General features: G+C 33.7%; 15 protein-coding genes and 1 pseudogene. 4 read left to right on the forward strand and 12 right to left on the reverse strand.

Going from position 1 to position 18,515, the window contains the following annotated elements; all coding sequences use genetic code 11:
* Positions 1–155 precede the first annotated feature (155 nt).
* The 4 genes from SOLCA_RS23545 to SOLCA_RS00800 all read right to left on the reverse strand — a co-directional run bounded on the left by SOLCA_RS23545 (position 156) and on the right by SOLCA_RS00800 (position 2,446).
* Positions 156–236, reverse strand: a complete 81-nt coding sequence (locus SOLCA_RS23545) for a JAB domain-containing protein (RefSeq protein ID WP_245536773.1) — start codon at positions 234–236, stop codon at positions 156–158.
* A gap of 23 nt (positions 237–259) precedes the next feature.
* A complete protein-coding gene (locus tag SOLCA_RS23550; RefSeq protein ID WP_081479957.1) occupies positions 260–463 on the reverse strand; it encodes a hypothetical protein in 204 nt (67 codons plus the stop codon).
* Positions 464–724: 261 nt separating this feature from the next.
* Complete coding sequence (locus tag SOLCA_RS00795; protein WP_014678541.1) at positions 725–1,507, reverse strand: SDR family oxidoreductase; 783 nt, start codon at positions 1,505–1,507, stop codon at positions 725–727.
* Positions 1,508–1,570: 63 nt separating this feature from the next.
* Positions 1,571–2,446: a helix-turn-helix domain-containing protein gene (locus SOLCA_RS00800; protein ID WP_014678542.1), complete on the reverse strand. Its 876-nt coding sequence runs from the start codon at positions 2,444–2,446 to the stop codon at positions 1,571–1,573.
* A gap of 337 nt (positions 2,447–2,783) precedes the next feature.
* Between SOLCA_RS00800 and SOLCA_RS00805 the strand changes: the two genes are divergently transcribed.
* On the forward strand, positions 2,784–3,152 hold the full coding sequence (locus SOLCA_RS00805; RefSeq protein ID WP_014678543.1) for a hypothetical protein: 369 nt from the start codon (positions 2,784–2,786) through the stop codon (positions 3,150–3,152).
* A gap of 323 nt (positions 3,153–3,475) precedes the next feature.
* Here SOLCA_RS00805 and SOLCA_RS00810 read toward each other — a convergent pair whose 3' ends face one another.
* The 3 genes from SOLCA_RS00810 to SOLCA_RS00820 form a co-directional block, all read right to left on the reverse strand.
* Positions 3,476–4,204 carry an SIMPL domain-containing protein gene (locus tag SOLCA_RS00810; RefSeq protein ID WP_014678544.1) on the reverse strand — a complete coding sequence of 243 codons (729 nt, stop codon included), beginning with the start codon at positions 4,202–4,204 and terminating at the stop codon, positions 3,476–3,478.
* Positions 4,205–4,398: 194 nt separating this feature from the next.
* The gene (locus tag SOLCA_RS00815; RefSeq protein ID WP_157604484.1) at positions 4,399–4,821 is read right to left on the reverse strand and encodes a DUF6794 domain-containing protein; all 423 of its coding nucleotides are present in this window, start codon (positions 4,819–4,821) and stop codon (positions 4,399–4,401) included.
* Between the two features lie 153 nt (positions 4,822–4,974).
* Positions 4,975–5,523 carry a GNAT family N-acetyltransferase gene (locus SOLCA_RS00820; RefSeq protein ID WP_014678546.1) on the reverse strand — a complete coding sequence of 183 codons (549 nt, stop codon included), beginning with the start codon at positions 5,521–5,523 and terminating at the stop codon, positions 4,975–4,977.
* Positions 5,524–5,900: 377 nt separating this feature from the next.
* On the opposite strand from SOLCA_RS00820, the gene SOLCA_RS00825 reads away from it, so the two are divergent.
* Genes SOLCA_RS00825 through SOLCA_RS00835 form a run of 3 tightly spaced genes read left to right on the forward strand, consistent with a single transcriptional unit; the run spans position 5,901 to position 14,475 of the window.
* Positions 5,901–9,446 (forward strand): hypothetical protein, encoded by a 3,546-nt coding sequence (locus SOLCA_RS00825; protein ID WP_014678547.1) that lies wholly within the window; start codon positions 5,901–5,903, stop codon positions 9,444–9,446.
* Between the two features lie 17 nt (positions 9,447–9,463).
* Positions 9,464–13,819 (forward strand): RHS repeat domain-containing protein, encoded by a 4,356-nt coding sequence (locus tag SOLCA_RS00830; protein WP_014678548.1) that lies wholly within the window; start codon positions 9,464–9,466, stop codon positions 13,817–13,819.
* 5 nt (positions 13,820–13,824) lie between these two features.
* Positions 13,825–14,475, forward strand: a complete 651-nt coding sequence (locus SOLCA_RS00835; protein WP_014678549.1) for a hypothetical protein — start codon at positions 13,825–13,827, stop codon at positions 14,473–14,475.
* A gap of 196 nt (positions 14,476–14,671) precedes the next feature.
* On the opposite strand, the gene SOLCA_RS00840 is transcribed toward SOLCA_RS00835, so the two are convergent.
* The 5 genes and pseudogenes from SOLCA_RS00840 to SOLCA_RS00855 all read right to left on the reverse strand — a co-directional run bounded on the left by SOLCA_RS00840 (position 14,672) and on the right by SOLCA_RS00855 (position 18,376).
* Positions 14,672–15,280: a site-specific integrase gene (locus SOLCA_RS00840; protein ID WP_052308529.1), complete on the reverse strand. Its 609-nt coding sequence runs from the start codon at positions 15,278–15,280 to the stop codon at positions 14,672–14,674.
* 3 nt (positions 15,281–15,283) lie between these two features.
* Positions 15,284–15,505: pseudogene (locus SOLCA_RS23850) on the reverse strand (phage integrase SAM-like domain-containing protein); the annotation flags it as partial.
* A gap of 723 nt (positions 15,506–16,228) precedes the next feature.
* Positions 16,229–17,527, reverse strand: coding sequence for a hypothetical protein (locus tag SOLCA_RS00845; RefSeq protein ID WP_157604485.1), 1,299 nt, complete (start codon positions 17,525–17,527; stop codon positions 16,229–16,231).
* A 91-nt stretch (positions 17,528–17,618) separates the two neighbouring features.
* Positions 17,619–17,867 (reverse strand): hypothetical protein, encoded by a 249-nt coding sequence (locus tag SOLCA_RS00850; RefSeq protein WP_014678551.1) that lies wholly within the window; start codon positions 17,865–17,867, stop codon positions 17,619–17,621.
* 14 nt (positions 17,868–17,881) lie between these two features.
* Positions 17,882–18,376 carry a HEPN family nuclease gene (locus tag SOLCA_RS00855; protein WP_014678552.1) on the reverse strand — a complete coding sequence of 165 codons (495 nt, stop codon included), beginning with the start codon at positions 18,374–18,376 and terminating at the stop codon, positions 17,882–17,884.
* Positions 18,377–18,515: the final 139 nt, after the last annotated feature.

An 18,515-nucleotide genomic window follows, 5' to 3' on the forward strand; every position in this document is an offset into this window, starting at 1 on the left:
TAAACGCAACTTGTTGCGTTTATATCTCAAATAAGATTGTATAAACGCACGTTAATTTCTTTTAAAGGTGAAATATAAGAAATTAAATTCACCACAGGTTAATTGAGAATAGCTAATAAGAGGAGCTACAAAAGCCCCTCATCTCCAAACGAATATTATCCTTCACTTGAAACAATCAAATGATCCAGTATATCAATATGTAACAGCCTACCCGCCTCCTTTAATTGCTTTGTCAATCTTAAATCCGACTCACTTGGTTTTAAACTACCGGATGGATGATTATGACAAAGAATATGGTAGAAGCGTGGGGAAGTAAAGCTGCAGCAAAGATTATTTTAGCATCCACCACCGTTCCAGAAGCTCCAATTAGTGAAATTGGATAAAGACCAATTACTTTATGATTACGTTTTAGTACCTTAAACTCTTCCAGAAAACCTATTAGGCCCTTATCCCAATTCTCCATAAAGATGTTGTAAGCATCCTTAGAACAACTGGTCTTTTTTATTTCAGAGACTTTTACTCTAGAATGATAGCTCAATGAGATTTCAGAAACTAAAGGCAGACTATAGTTTTTATAAGAAATCAATTGGATGTCAACTTATTTCAGATTGGGATATGCACAAGAAAAAAATCACTAGCCTTTAAAAATCAACCCAAAACTAAAAAAGGCCCTTAGACTTCTCTAAAAACCTTTTGTCTTTCGTAATGGAGACGGGAGTGTTTATTACCATGGAATTTCTCCTGTTTCGGGATTGTTTTCTTCACTAAAGAATTTTCCAGTCGGTCCGTCTTTGTCAATTAAAGCATACTTTATAATTCGATTTCCGGCAACTTCAACACTCCCTGGTCCACGATGACCATTGAAATCTGTCTTTGTATATCCTGGACAAACAGCATTTATTTTGAAGTCACTATCCCTTAGTTCGTAGGCTAAGACAACCGTATACATATTCATTGCTGATTTTGAAGAAAGATAAACGGCTCCTTTGTAATCGTAATACTTATATGAAGGGTCGCTGTGCAAAGTAATTGAACCTTGACTTGAACTTACATTTACAATACGAGGTTCAGAAGATTTTTTCATTAAATCAATAAATGCCTGTGTAACTCTTACTACGCCGTAAACATTTGCATCATATACTGCTTTAAACTGGTCTATGGTTGAATCAAGCGCGGCCTGCGGGTAACCACCGAAAATGCCAGCGTTATTGATAAGTATGTCCAACGCTTTTGTTCTCCTACCAATTTCTGCACGGGCATTTTTTACGGATTCGTCATTTGTAATGTCAAGCTGAATAGCTTCTACATTGCTTAATCCCTCCGCCATTAGTTTATTCACGGCTGTTATTCCGTTTTCTAAATTGCGACTGCCGAGGTAAACATAAATTCCTTTTTGAGCAAGTTGCCGTGCAACTTCAAAGCCAATGCTTTTGTTAGCTCCTGTTACTAATGCTGATTTACTCACCAGTTTATTATTCTCTTGGTGTTCGTGATTTTTCAAATTCATTTTTTGTTAAATTAATGAAGCAAAAGTAGAATGCTGAAAATCAGTGGAGATGGACGAATCAATTTATTCTCTAGACGAATCTTGCTGAGCTTCTAAAAACTCACTTACACTTTTTCCTGTGCATTTTTTAAAAAATCTTGAAAAGTAGTCAGGATCATTAAATCCCAATTCATAAGCTAACTCTTTTACAGAAAGGGCAGAGTACTGTAGTTTTCGCTGTGCTTCGATCATTAAACGGTTCGTGAAAAAATCCTTAGGCGAAACTCCCGAATATTCTTTTACGATCCGGTATAGGCTGTTTGTGGTCAAAGCCAATTTTTCTGCTATTGCATTAACAGAGGGTTGTTCTGTGAGATGTGTCTCCACCATTAATTTGAACTCAATAAACTTTGACAGATTGTTGTTTAGAATAGTTATTGGTTCTGTGTTTTTGAAATACGCACTATTTAGATCTGTTAATAGTGAGTTCAAGTAAGCTAATATTATTTCTGTGTCGGTTGGATGTTCGTCTATGTGAAGTATCTGATTTAAAATTTCAAAAACCTTTCTTACCCTCTCTCTTGTGGTATTGTCAAAAATTATAGTCTGTGAGTTTAAAGGATTAACTAAAAAAGGAAATTGTTGTGGTAACAATGCCAATGTGTTTTCATCAAATAATACCTTAAAATAGCTAAGACCAGCAGTTTTTGGAGGAGGTGTAAAAACTTGATTAGGCATTGCAAAAAGCAAATGCCCGTCGGTAAGAGTGATGTTTTGTAAATCCAGGTTGTAAGTAATAGAGCCGCTGTCAATCAGCACTATAAAATAAGAAGTCAGCCGACGAGGTTGTAAAAGCTTTTGCTGAATATCAGCAGAAAGATAAGGATTGTTGTTTGAGATAATCTTTATACTCAACTTGTCGTTCTTTAAGCTCTCGAATTTTTCGTTTCTATCTTGCATCTGGTCTACTCAAAAATCTTATGATCTTTCTTTACAATGACCGCTAATATTATAACACTACACAAGTATACCTTTTTATTTTACCGTCTGCAATTATTCAAAAAAGGCCTTTTGCGCCATTATTGCATAGGTTTTAGGAGAGAGTTTTATCGCTGCTGATAATTGCCATTTTGGATTGAACTAGGCATCCTTTGAAGAACTGATCTTTTTCATTTCAGCGGCTTTTATTTTAGGATGGTTCTCTAAGTAGAGGAACGTAGATTCTTACATCAGTAGTGATACAGATAAATAGCTTTTGGCTTTGAACTATTTTTGTTATGGGTTCTACAACAATAAAATGAAAAGAATTATAATCCTACTTTTATCAATTGGTTTTGTAGTTACATGCGAGCAAGCTTACGCTCAATACTCAACTAGTGTAAAAGGCAAGCACTTTATCAATGCAGGTTTGGGCCTTGGAACATTTGGTTTTATGGGGGAAGGGATATTGTCGGTCAATGCAACTTATGAACATGGATTCGGAAAAAACATTAGTGCAGGTGCGAGCTTTGGCTATGTTAAAACTAATTATTTAGTCGATTGGGGATATAACAATCTTGTTTTCGGCGTCCGAGGTTCCTATCATTTTAATGAGTTGTTTAAGATTGAAAATGAAAAATTTGATGTTTATGGAGGGCCTCTGTTTTATACAAATATTACAAATTAATTGGTAGTGAGTCCAGTGTCAAAGCTTCAGGAGGCGATTTAGATATGGCCATTCATGCTGGTGGCAGATGTCTCTTTACACGAAAAATAGGTGCATTTATCGAACTGGGTTATGGACTTTCTCCATTTCAACTTGGAATTGTTTTCAAACCATAATGAACAGTATTCCAGAGTTTAAAAATGAGACACTATTCTTTCTTTATACTCCTTGAATTGAAAGTGTCTCAAATTATAAAAGTTACATCATATAGCGAGTTGCGCATGTTTGGGTCTAACTCTTCTCTTGTTGTTTTGTCAAGTCAAAATTCCATTTAACACCAGTAATTATATTTCAAAGGTTATTCGGATGTTTTCGCTAATTTCTATTTCCTCAATATCAGTTGTTTTAAAAGCAGAATCATGTATTCCTTCGTTTTTTATTACCACCGGAGGAGTGAATTTAACATTGCGATATCCACTCCTATTCAAACCATAAAGAGGACTGTCTGTACTTGAATCAATCAGTTTTATTCCTTTAATTGTGAGTTTTAAAGATTCAGCAATAAGGTCAGCCTTGCGCTTGGCATCAGTTATTGCTAAACGAGTCAACTCTTGCTTTATTTCTTGGCTCTTCTGTTCTGAAATCTTAAATGAAACATAAAATGTGGTATTAGAAAGCTTTGAACGTTCAATTTGTTTAATTAGCTCATTTATAGCATTTCTATTCAAAAGAAACTCAATGTTTAAAGAGTTTTTAGATGTATAGTTTTTTTTGTTTTCTATTTCAGAATCACTAGTACTTTCGATTGTGTATTCAGATATTTTAATTGATTTGTCACTAAAGCCTCCACTGGTTAATATTTCAAGCACTTTTTGGGTTTCCAAATTTAGCTTCGACAATGATTTAGCTTGAACTGTATCCAAAGCTTCAATTTGAAAATTAATTACCGCAATGTCTGGTTGAACTTTTAAAGATGCATTTCCATCTACAATAATTGTGTTGGAATTTACAGCTTGTCCAAAACCAATCGAAGCCAAGCCGAAAAAGATTAATGATAAAATGATTTTTTTCATTGTAATTGAATTCACATTAAGTGTCTGTTACCGCTAAAATAGGCGAATTTATTCTGCTCCAAAATTGTTTTTAAATGAAGGTAGTGCTTCTAATATGTTGAGAGACTTATAAAAGTCCCACATCTCCAAACGCAAGTAACCTTCACTTGAAATAATCATTCATTGCGTTTTTCATTTTCCTTTTTAACTTTTTTCTAATAATCCTGATAATATTTAACCTGGTCTGGAAGGCTTATAGTCTTTCCTGTTAAATATCTATGATAGCTATGGATAATTATTCCAGACATGTCGTCTGGATGATAAATGCCCATTTCATTAAAAAAAATTGATAATCTTGAACCTCCCCATAGTTGCCAATTATTCCTTATCCACATTCCTATTCCAAAATGAGCATTTGCTGAAAATTCGTCTTCCGTCCACTGTTTAGCTTGAGTTTTTGTGCTGTCGTTCCAGAATTTATCCAATTGACCAAAGCAGTCCTCCAGGTTTTGGGGAATGTATACGTTATTCAAAGTATCAGCGGTAAAACGAACCTGCTTGCTTATTTTTTTCTGTTGTCCAAATGCTGAAGGCGATAAAATTGTCAGAATTATGAGTGTCAGTAAGTAGTTTCTCATAGTGTTGCGCATAACGTTTCGGTGCCCGTATAGTTCACCGTGAGTAAAGATATTAATTTGGAAAAAATAGGCCCTTAGATTTCTCTAAAAGCCTTTTGTCTTTTGTAATGGAGACGGGAGTAGAACCCGTGACCTCAGGGTTCAAACGCCTGGTTAGCGGTTAGGCTTTTTATTTTCCCAATTCATTTTTTTTAATTCAAACCAATCTGTCGGGTCACCTTCATAGTCAAACGTTTCTTGAAAGTTAAAACCTAACTTAGTTAATACTTTTTTAGAGTTTACATTTTTCGGGTCCGTAATTGCAAATATTGTATCTACATTCAAATTATTAAATCCGTAGTCTACTATTGCGATTGAAGATTCTGTAGCAAAACCTTTTCCCCAATGCTTTTTCTTAAACCGATAACCGAGTTCGTAAAAGTTGTTGTGATTATTTAGTGGCTGTTTAAAATACTTTAATCCCGCCCAGCCAACACATTCATTTGTTACTTTGTCAACTACAGCCCAACGTGCAATTCCATTTTCCTGGTATTGTTTTTTTAGCATTTCAATCACTTTTGTTATTTCGTCAATTGATTTTACAGGATTATTTTCTAAAAACAAATGAACTTCTGGGTCAGCGTCCATTTCGAATAAGTCATTTGCGTCTGTGTATGCTAATTCTCTTAAAACTAGTCGTTCAGTTTCTATAAATATTTTCATGCTGGTTAGTGTCCTTAGTGTTGTACGTCTTTTAAGCTGACCGCTAACGAGTCGCTAAATGCTACTCGTGTTGTGTTGATAAATAGTTGCGTTTATTTCAGCTAAAATAAAAACCCAAAATCAAACGCAAATCAATTCATTAAAAATTCGAAAATTTTATTCCAGTAAACTCAATTTAAAGTCGAATAAACTCAAAATGAATCCAAGGAAAATTGTGAATATTTTTCGACGATGTATTTATTAAAATAAGTAGTTATACGCAATTAAATAATTTCCTGAAAAACATGTAACATTACTTTGTTACTTCAAGTAAAAAATACTCAAAACTCTATGTTTCCCTCTCAGTTTTACCTACCAATATTTACTATTAGAAATTAATGAAAAGAAAAAAAATTATGAGTTTTTCCAGACTGTTATGTCTGCTTATTCTCCTATATCCAAACTTGACTTTAAAGGGACAGGATGTAACTGGTTACCGACCAAATTTTCTTCCTGTTTCACCGGATGCTTCTCAACTATTTAAATACATTGACATTCCGGTTAATCTTTATACAGGGGTACCTAACATTCAGGTTCCACTCTATGAAATATCGGAAAATGACCTCAAATTACCTATTGCATTAAGTTATCATGCATCTGGAAACAGAGTTGCAGATGACGCAACATTGGTGGGATTAGGCTGGAATTTAAATGCCGGAGGCCTGATCTCTAGACAAGTAAGGGGGCTACCTGACGATTCTAAAGTCGGTGTTGGATTCTTAAGATATATTACCAATCATAGCATTGTAGCAATTCAATCAGCCACAGGCCAAGCTAAGGATGATTTACTTGACCCACTTTCTTATGGGTGTCAGGATGCAGAGCCAGATCTGTTTTACATAAATGTGGGAAATATCAGTGCTACCTTTAGTTTTGATTGGGATGGATCAATCAAAATTGCATCTAAGAATAAAATAAAAATTACATATTCTAAAGAAACTTCAGGAAATCAAATTACAGCTTGGCAGGTAGTGGATGAAGATGGAACTATTTATCAATTCAATACATCAGAAACGTCTGTAAGTCAAAACGCTCAAATAAGCAATTTTTGTAACTATAAAGTTGAATTTAATTCCGGTTGGCTCTTAACCAAAATTACATCACCTCGTTCAGGAGCATATATTACCTTAAGTTATGACGGTTATTCTATAAATCAGGGTTGGCATTCGTTAGAAAGCATTAGCCATAAATTGGATGGACAGTGTTCTGGAACAATCCAAGGAATGATTAGTAGTTCTTACAGTGATTTTACTGTTTATGGATTAAGATTAAAGCAAATTAAAACTTCAAGCAATGTAACAACAGTAAATTTTGGTGTTAATACAGCAACCCCGAGAACAGATGTAACTGGTGTTAACAACTATAGTCTTGATTCTATTAAAGTTTACAATGGAAATAAATTATTAAAAGAGTTCAATCCTGTTTATGATTATTCTGCCGGCAGGCTTACTTTGAGATCCATCAAAGAAAAAAATGGTTCACTAAGCAAAAATCCGTATTTGTTTGATTACTATACAGGAGGAATTGGTAGTAAACTATCCAAGGCAATTGATTATTTAGGTTATGCCAACGGGGCTACAAGCAATCAATATTTGTTCCCACCAAGTAAGCTAACTCTTGGAACTGGAGAAGAACTTTATTTTACAGGTGCAAATAGAAATCCTGATTCCGCAGCCACTTGTGGGGGAATGCTAAAGAAGATAACCTATCCAACAAGAGGATATGATGATTTTGAGTATGAATTGAATGATTACATTTATAACGCCAGTGCTTCTTCTAATCCAATAACTAGGTATGAAACAATGTCGATGGTTGTTTCTTGCAATGCTGCCTATGGTACCGGTGGAATAACATCTAACTGGGTTGTTACTACAAAAAATTTCTCCATTGTAAATCATGATATAACTCAACCTTTAAAAACATTTCCTGTTGAAATAAATGTTTCGGGTAATGAGTTTTTTAATGGACCAGGAGGTGGGGCTTACAACCCTTATGTAGAAATAATAAATTTAGCAACCGGACTAGCTATTTACCATCAAGGCATTTCATGGAATAATGAGAATCAATCGAATTATAACACTATTAAATTCTTAACAGCAGGAAACTATCAGATAAAGTGTGCAGCCCGATATAAAGAATCAAGTGGTTCAATGAGAGCTGATTGGGCAAGTGCATATGTTTCTTATGAAGGAGAAACTGAAAATATACTTAAAGCTATTAAATGTCCTGGACTTAGAATTAAAACAATAAAAACCTCCGATGGGCTAAACTCTCCAATCGTTAAAAGATATGATTATAAATTAACAGACGGATCTGGTCGTTCAAGTGGAGCCATTTATGCAGAGCCTGTTTATGAAACAACAACTTATCAACGAATTCAAGATGGGCAAGTTAATTTTCAATGTTCTTATTTCACACGTCTAGGTAACAGTTGGATTGTTACAGGAAGTACTCAAGGAAGTCATGTTGGTTATGATGCAGTAACAGTATTTAGTGGAAATAATGGAGAAAATGGTAAATCTTTATACCTATTTGATTCTCCACATAACTATCCAGACAATATTCATCTAGAGTTTCCATATCAACCTCCTTTAACTCAGGCTTTTAAAACAGGACTACTTAAGAAGCAAATCGATTATAGCTTGTCTGGTACAACTTTTATCCCTGTTAAAGTAAAAGCTAACACCTATGATTATATTTCACAGGATATACAGGCATTAAAAGTAGGCGTTAAATATCCGGGCGGGTTCTCTGGTGCCGCTTATCTTGACCGATATGCAGAAGCATATTACAATTCCACAATAGGATACGCTCGAATAAAGCAAGAAATTGATACACTCTATGATGTAAATGGTAAAAACCCTTTCGTTAGTTCAAAGAAATACTTTTACGATAACCCGTCGCATGCTCAGTTAACAAGAACTATTGAAAACACAAGCAAAGGTGATGAAATTGTAATCAAGCGAACTTATCCCCTAGATTATACAACTTCTATTTCTGTTCCTATTAACGCAATGAAGACACAGAACGTGGTTAATGAAACAATCGAAAACCAGGTATGGAAAAAGATTTCAGCTTCAGATTCTTCATTAATTTCATCATCATTAACAAAATATAAACAACTAAGCAATGGTGCTATTGTTCCGGATAAATCCTATCAAATTGAAAATTCAGCACTCATTGCTAAAGAATCCTTTGCTCCCTATGCTAATAATGACACTTTTGATTCAAAATATAAATTAAACACTTCTTTTGATTTGTATGACAATACAAATGCTAATTTAATACAGTATACAAATTTCGAAGGAGCACCAGTTTCCTACAAATGGGATTATACGTTGCAGTACCCAATTGCAGAATGCGTTAATGCCCAAGAAAAGGACATAGCTTTTACCAGTTTTGAAGCAGATGGGAAAGGAGGTTGGACATTTACAGGAGTTTCAACCACTAGTCCAACCAACACTGTAACAGGTAAAAACTATTACTCATTAGCTGCAGGTGCAATTACTAAAACAGGATTAACTTCAACAATAAAATATGTAGTCTCTTATTGGGCTAAAGGAGCCTCAATCACAATTACAGGAGGAACTTTAGGGTCATTGTTTACGGGTAGAACATATAATGGCTACACTTACTATGAAAGAACTATTACTGGAACTACAAGTATTAGTATCTCTGGATCAGGACAGTTGGATGATATTAGAATTCACCCTGACAACGCTCAAATGACTACCTACACTTTTGATCCTTTGGTTGGTATTACAAGCAAAACAGATTCGAAAGGACAGGTTAATTATTTTACTTATGATGAATTACAACGATTTAGTCTTGCCAAAGATCAGGATGGTAACATCATCAAACATTTCATCTATCATTATAAATAGTAATTCAACTTTAACCAATGAAAAGATTAAATTTCTTTAAATATATACTCATACTCATAATCTGCTTTGGCACCTTAAAAAGAGGATATTCCATTCCTTTTTATGAAAAAAGTAGAAATTATACATCTGACCACCACATATCAGCTATAAGTTTAGAAAAGGCGTTTAGTCTCCATTTAAAAAAGACATTTCAGCCTCTTAATATTTCAGGTTTATCAAATGTTGCAGAAGGTCAAATATGTTCATATTCCTCATCAATAGGCTCAGGTTTATGGTCTGTGGCTAATGGCGTAATATTAAGTGGACAAGGTACTGATATGATTATTGTTCAGTGGTCAATGGGGGTAACAATGGGTTCTGTACTTTTTGAACCACCAGAAGGAGGGTATTATTTCATTGACGTTACAATAATGCCTGAATTATTAGCTGGTTCCATTACTACAGCCCCGTTTTCAATTATAGCAGGAGATACTCCCTCAACTATCAATGCAACAACTGCCTCTAAAGGTAATTGTGGAACTAGTTATATGTATCAATGGCAAAAATCAAGCGATAATATTTATTTCACTAATATTTCAGGAGCAACCAGTCAAAACCTAAATTATACTTCCGGACTCACTCAATCGACATATTTTAGACGAGTAGTTAATTGTGGTGGAGATCAAGCTTATACAGGATCTATTCTTGTTACTGTATTCAATCCAGGCAGCATTACAAGTGGAGATCAAACTATTAGTTACAGTACCATTCCGTCATCAATTTTAGCCACAGTAGCTTCTGGTGGAAACTGTGGAACAAGCTATTTATATCAATGGCAATCATCTCTTTCTGGTTACTATACTGATTTTACAAATGTCCCATCTGCTACAGGGCAAAATTTGACCCTTTCAACTCCTTTAACGCAAACTACCTATTATAGAAGAATGGTAACGTGTGGCGGCATTACCTCTTATACTTCAAATGCAGTTGTAACAGTAATTGATATGAATTCAATTACTACCAACACAATTCGTAAGGCAGGTGTCACCGATCCAGCTTCTATTTCGACATTATCAGCGTCAGATTTAAATCAGAACATTAATTATTTTGATGGGTTAGGAAGATTAGTACAACAAGTACAAACCAAGGGAAGCCCTAATCAAAAAGATATGGTAGTTCCTAATGAATATGATGTTTATGGTCGTGTAACCAAGAAGTATCTACCATACGTTGATGTATCGGCTAATGGAACTTATAAAGTTAATGCATTGACCGCCAATCAGGGAATTTCTCTGTTTTATAAAACATTAAATCAGAAAATTGATACAACAACCTTTCCTTATGTAGAAACCACTTATGAGTCATCTCCGTTAAACCGTAGTTTAGAAGTAGGTGCTCAAGGAAAAACATGGAGGATAATAAAAAATAGTAATGGGAAGAGTACATTCAATGGCAATACTGTTAAATCCGATTTTGGGATAAATGGATATTCGGAAGTACGTCTCTGGAATGTCACAACAAATGGAGCTAACTCAAGTGTTTTTTACGGTACGGGGCAGCTATACAAAACAATTTCAAAAGATGAAAACTGGACTAGTTCTGACGTTCAAAATCGTTTAATTAAAGAGTTTAAAGATAAAGAAGGTAGAGTTATTTTAAAGAGGCAACTGTATCGCACACCTTCAAATGCGCTAGACTCACTTTCTACCTATTACGTTTATGATGATATTGGAAATCTTCGTTATGTAATACCTCCCGCAGTAAGTGTAACGACATTTACCGAAGCAGATCAAATATTTAAAGATCTGATCTATGCCTATAAATATGATGGTCGACATAGGGTAATCAAGAAGAAAATTCCCGGTGCAGATTGGACATTTCTTGTTTATAATAAATTAAATCAAGTTGTGTTAACTCAAGACTCTGTTCAACGGGCTAAATCTACAAAGGAGTGGGCGTTTACAAAATATGATGCTTTAGGTCGAGTTGTATTAACAGGAGTTTATACAGGCAATGAAATTTTGGATACTGCTCAAAATAGGGCTAATCGATATTCAAGCTGGGAGGATAAAGGCACTTTTCACGGATATACAACAAAAGCCTACCCTTTAACCGGAATGAATGTTTTGATCGCGAATTATTATGATGACTACACTTTTCCAGGGGCAAGGACAACAGGTTTTACTTATGTAACAGATACACTAAATACTAAGACAGATATTGTTAGAGGATTATTGACAGGAAATAAAGTTAAAATATTAGGAACAAAAGATTCCATCCTTACTGTAAATTACTATGATTCCAACAGTCGTTTAGTACAAAGTCGTTCCAATAATCATGTTGGAGGGACTGATATAGTAAATATTAAATATGATTTTTCAGATCAATTAATTGTTAGTAAACGTGTTCATACGGGACGTAGTGGACAGGTTGTAACTATCTTAAACTGGTATGAATACGATCATCTTGGAAGAAAGAAAAAGGTAAGAGAAAAGATAAATAGTGATCAGATCGTTACGTTAGCTCAATACAACTATAATGAATTAGGGCAATTAGTTGAAAAGAATCTTCATTCAACCAACGGAACTACTTTTGCACAAAGTATTGACTATCGCTACAATAATAGAGGATGGTTAAAAAGTATCAACAAAGCAGATCTCACATCTGATGGGGGCATTAGTAATGATGACTCCAACGATCGTTTTGGATTAGAGTTAAAATATGAGTCTGGGCCAATACCTCAATACAATGGTAATATTTCTCAAGCAAACTGGAAAGGAGGTAAACTTACAAGCTCGTTACCTCAAGGTCAGGGTTACAAGTATAATTATGATGGTTTAAACCGTTTGTTGCGTGCAACTAGCATTGCGGGTCCTGATTATGGTGAACTAATCAGTGGGTATGATAAAATGGGGAACATTCAAAAATTGGGACGTTACTCACAAGGAACAAGAATTGACAGCTTAACATATACTTATTACAACTCTGCTAATCAATTGCAGAAGGTTGAAGATTTAGCAACCACAGTGGGCTTTAATAATGGTTCAACAGCTGCAAATGAGTATACATATGATCCTAATGGCAATTTATTGACAGATTTGAATTTGGGTATAACATCCAATATCAGTTATAATTATTTGAATTTACCTGAACAAATTCTTAAATCAGGGACTACATTAAAATATACGTATGATGCAACAGGTTTAAAGTTAAAGCGAAAACTGATTGGTACAATAGACTCTACCGAGTATGTAAATGGTATTCAGTATTCAGGCGGGTTAATTGATTTCATAGAGACAGAAGAGGGGCGAGCAGTTAAAAATGGAACGTCTTATTTGTATAGGTATAGTTTAAATGACCACTTAGGCAATTTAAGGGTCGAGGTTGATGCATCCGGAAATGCATTACAAGAGGAAAGTTACTACCCTTTTGGTCTATCTCAAGTATTACCAAGTAATAGTGATCCTTCTGGGAAGAATAAATATCAATACAATGGTAAAGAGTTTCAAGTTGAGACTAACTGGTATGATTACGGAGCACGATTTTATGATCCTACCTTGGGTAAATGGAATTCGATTGACCCTATGGCTGAAATTGCAAAAGACTGGTCTGTTTATGTATATACAAATAATAATCCCGTAAAGTTTATTGATCCCAATGGTATGTATACTACATCGACTGGAGAGTCCGATGAAGAATGGTCAGCTCGAATGAAAGCAGAAACTAATGCAGCTAACACTATGCATGACCAACAATTTGGATTACTGAATAGGGGAGATCTTGAAACAGATTATAGTGATGATCCTAAGAAAAAAAAGAAAGACGAGTCGAAAGAAAAATCGAAAGAAAGTGAGGAAAGTACAGAATCGTCATTTTTTATTGATTTAATGAATGAATTGCCCGTTTGGAAAGGGTGTAGACAAGGAGGTTATGCCTTTGACAATGGTGATTATTTTGGTGCTACTATTGGAATGCTTGATGGAACAATGGATGCATTTACACTTGGTGAGTTCACCGAAGGTAAAATAGTAATATCCAATGGATTAAAGCTTACCTCTGGTTATTTTGAAAAAGCTGGTAAATATATACTTACTGGTGGCAAAACATTTGAAGAATATAAAAAACTACGAGGAGGAACCAAGACATTAGATAAAATTAAAACATCAACTGGTACGCAGAGAATAAGTACAGAGTTTCATCATTGGCTAATAACTCAAAGAATGCAAAGAAAATTTAATTTGCCAAACTGGTTAGTAAATAATAGGTTTAATGTAATTAAATTAAACACAATACAACATTCTATAATTGATCGATTTCGTAAGCAATTTTTAAGAGCAGGAATCAAAAATGAAGTAGGATGGTTTAAAAAATATAATTGGTTTTCAAAATTTTAGATAAAATGTTAGGATTTTTTAAAAGAACAAAGATTGAAGATTGGGAGATCACAATGTTGAGGAATGTTATTTCAAAACTGCCAGATAATCTTCATTATTTAGTTAAGCAAATAGAAGATCATTTGATCAAAGGAGTACGATTAGATGCAAGTGATATTCCAGGATATGTAAACTTTAGGTGCTTTCCTGATAAGCTTCAAAAATATGAAAACCTTAATGTTGAACCTTTTGACATAACTGGAATAAAGATTTATGATTTAAAAAGCCAAAAGTTCTTAGATTTAACAATTTATGTTATTGATGGAACTCTAAATGGTTATTCAATTACTGGGGCTAAGAAATTCGCAGTTGATACTAACAATTTTGATATTTCTTCTTATAAATTAAACTATGAGGAAAACCCCACATTTAATCAAGTTATTTCTCTTTTGAAATTAAATACAAAGGAAGCTGGTCTCCTAAGGAAGAGTGACGTTTATGAATTAGAAATCAATGATCAATTATATTATCACCTTAGGGACCTAGAAGATGGGGATTTTATAGGATCGGATAAAGATGGAACTATTTACAAGTTTACTCACGATCCTTTTTGTATCACTCCACTCCATGGAGTACTCTCTGATATTTTATCTCAAATTACGAGTAACAAAGGCTAGCGAGGTTTTTTAAGTACCATAAAATAAGGAAGCAATCTCTGCTTCCTTATTTTTTCATTTACAAAACTTATTTTAATAGAATCGAGACTACTTAAATAATTATAAAACAAAATTTTAGCCTCCGCGTTATAATACCTTTCCCAAATTCATCTAAATAAGTTTGAGTTTGCTCTTCAATTTGATGTCCTAATGCTTATTATAATTCATCAATGCCTTTAGAGCTACTTATTTTGCCTAGTTTGGATTGCAGATTTCTTATGTGTTCAGCTACTTTATTTCTCAGAATTTTGCCATAGTGTATTTCAGTTGCGCTTGTTTTGCTATGACCCAGTAAGTAGGATGCAATTTCAATAGGAATATCATTATCCATTAGCACTGTCGAAGTAAAAGTTTTTCTTGCAATGTGGTGAGTAAGATGTTTATTTAATCCTATTATTTCAGCAATTTCTTTTAAGTAACTATTGAATTTTTGGTTTGAAATTAAGGGTAACGATTGTCGTTCTTTTTCTGGGAATCCGTATTTATAAAGTATTTCAAGTGCTTTAGGTAATAGAGGTATAATGAGGGGACGGGTTGTTTTTTGTCTGATCATTTCTATCCATAAGAAACCATCTTCTCTTTCAATAAGGTGCTCTTTGGTCAATATACTGGCTTCATTGTAAGCTAGCCCTATATAGCAAGAAAATATAAAACAATCCTTTATTTGCTCTAATCTCTTCTGTGAAAAGTTATGATCTTCTAATAGGTTTAATTCTTTTTTCTCGAGAAATACAACCTCCTTCAGGTATTTCTTTTTCTTATACAAAAGAAATGGATCAACCTGAATCCAACCATTTCCTTGGGCAACTTTGATAATTTTTTTAACCCTCTCAATAGTTTTATTAATGGTATTTTGGTTATAATTCTTTACTGTTTTAAAATAGTAATCTAGGTCGTCTAAAAAGCTTAGTTTTAAATCTGTTAAAGCAATGTCTGATTTATTGAAATAGTACTTTAAAAATTCTTGAATGTTATTTTTGATTGCGACGAATTTTTGATGAGTCTTTGAAGAGTATTCTTATAGGCTTAGTCCACAGATTTTGGACCTGATCCATTAATCCAAGAAGTGTACCTTATAGTAAACCTAATCAGAGGTATTCTGAAAATAACAAAGCCCTTAGTTCATCACTAAAGGCTTATTTGTTTTCTTTCGTAGCCCTGATGGGAGTTTGTTTGAACACTTGAAAGGGATTTTAAGTATTGTTGATGCTATAAGGAAACAATTTTATTAATGTTGAATCAGAAATTGTTTCTGGTTTTTTGAGCTGAAAGATTTCAAGCGTATCACTTGTATGCTAAATTTGCACATAACTCTATTTCTGAAAAGAGGGTGAAAGGAAAAAAGAAATGAGAATGCCATTCGATAAAGGGTGCTGCTTACCCCCCCCAAAGGAAACAGAGTAAATGGATTGCGAATGGCTATGAGAGTTTATGTTGTGGCCTTTTAGGGATAAAAGAAAGGGTCGTGCAAGCTCCTTAACATTGGTAAATCTTTTGTTTTTTGAAATAAAGGGTTGATTAGTTTAATGGTTCTCTTATGCTATCGACGGTGAAGAGACTTTAGAAGGTCATTACACCAGCATAAAGCAACAAAGTAGCATTACCGTTAAAAGGATCGTTGGAGTAACAGAGTGATGGATTTATGTTGTAGTAAGTGTGTGAAATATTGCGAAGTTGATACCTCTTTGCCTCTCTAACAGTATGGTCTTTTGAATCAAAAGTCGGGTTTAATTACTTTCTTCAAGTTATCAATAAATGGCCAGGTAATTTTATGTATTGGATTTTTTTCAGGCCAATCTATATATTTTGTAAAGAAGTCGTCCCCTTTTATGAATAAATCGAAGCGATTGAAGGTATAAATTTTATATAGACCGTTGAGCACATAAATTGTTGGTGTGTTAATAATAAATATTCCTTCAAGTTTGAAGTTGGTAAGGACAAGATAGGGTTTATTAAGCTTGATTTGCAAATGCTCCTGAAGTCTATTTAGGTTCTGTCTCATAAACTCCAATTTTTCCTTCATTTTAAGATTATATTCATCGGTAAATTTTGTTATATCCTGGTAGTAACCTTGCATTTCATATCGTTTGGTAAGATTTTTACAATCTGCGATATAGACAGTATCATTATATATAAATATAAAATCTATTTCACCAGGAGTTTTATTAATCGATAAATGACCCTTGTCATGAGCGTAAAGGGTTTTTACATTACGGTCATAATCTACATTGTAACCTTTCAAGAGTTTCTCTACGGGGTTTTCCAAGATATCTTTATTGCGATCCTTAAAGTCGTTACGGATTTTCTTTAGAAATGGAACTTGCTCCCATTCTTTTGGTATTTTGCCAAGAGTGATGTTGTTTTGAAAAAAAGTATTGAATGCCTCTAGGAGTGAAAATTGATCAGTTAAGATGCATTCTGTTCCATCAATTGTTAATGTTAGCAATGGTTTATGGATAATTCTTTTTCCTGTATAAGGACTGATTGCTGCCTTTTTAATATCGGTAACATTTTCCCTGTTTAAAATTAAACCCTTAATAAATGGTTCGATATACGGACTATTAGTTTTACTTTTTAAGATTGCTATAAACTCTTTCAGAGTGCATAATCTAGGAGGTTCACTGTCATGCAGTAAATTATTCAAATAAGCTAATAGTGATTCAATATCTTTCAGATCTAAACCTAGTTCTGTTTTTATACGATGATTAAAATCAGGCTGAAGATTTTTATCAACAATAGAATTACGGTCATCTAAAATAAAATGCTGACTTAGGCTAGGTAAAAAATTATCCCATTCCTTGGTGTTGATAAATGTGATTAATCCACTTTCGTAAATAATATCAATAGACCCATTGGTTATTTTCTCTTCAGAAATAGCATCGACTTGACCAAATAAATAGTGACCTAAATAAATCAATTTTTCAATACTAAGTACGCTTCTTTGTATCCACTTTTGATCCGGGGCAGAATTAGAAGAAACTAGATCCTGCAAACACGATTGTTGTAAGATCATTTTTAATACCCGTCGGTAAAGAGCAAAGTATTGATAATCTACAGGGAGGTTATAGTTGTTCTGTGTTTTATAAGATAATTTTGCACTTTCTTCATGGTAGAAAATAGATATAAACAAAAAAAAGAACATCATTTATTTTCTTTAACTCTTGTTGAATTTCATCTGCATAAAAATTAAAAGTGTCCTGCAAGGCGGAAAGCATATCTTCTCTTTTAACCTTTATTCCATATTTATCCTGAATTAATCGACTTAGTTTTTCCCTATATGCCGGTTCGTGTGTTTTATTGGCAGTTATAACTTGAAATGCTTCATTCTCGCAAATAATGGTTTTTAGAGGCATAGTCGTTTTAATCACTAAAAATCATAGGTCGGCTTTGCATTTGCTTCTAATTCACCAACTTCTTCTAAGTATTTTTCGGCAATGTAAAAAGCTAAATTTCTTACTTGGGAAGTTGTTAACTCAAGATGCAACCCTAGATTATTATTTCTATCATAATCTTCAATTACTATACCTTTCCATTTATTATCCTCAGAAATAGCTTCAATTCTTTGATGAGAAATTCCATTACGAATTCTATTTAGAAGATTTTTTAAATCGTAATTAAAGTTTCGTGGATCAAATTGAAAATGTGGTGAATTAATAACAAAATTAATCTCAGGAATTTCATCTAGATTTTGATTCATGAAAGCTAGTTTTCTTATTCTGGAATTATGCTGTTGCGGCAAAACAATTAAACTTAATACACTATTCATAAGTAAAGTTAAATTGAAAACACCGTCATATGTTTCAATGAGCTTTTTAGTTCTCTTAATCAATTCAATATCATATCTTCCATTTTCAATTCCCATAAGTTGTCATTTTTTGTTCGAAAGTTGTATTCTTCCTAAATCGATTTAACCTAAACAAATTTCTGAATATTCATCATATATCCTAACTGAAGACCTTCATGATAATTGTTAAATTCAAATGCGTCTTTTAATGATGATA

This window comes from Solitalea canadensis DSM 3403 (genome assembly GCF_000242635.2).
Lineage (GTDB): Bacteria > Bacteroidota > Bacteroidia > Sphingobacteriales > Sphingobacteriaceae > Solitalea > Solitalea canadensis.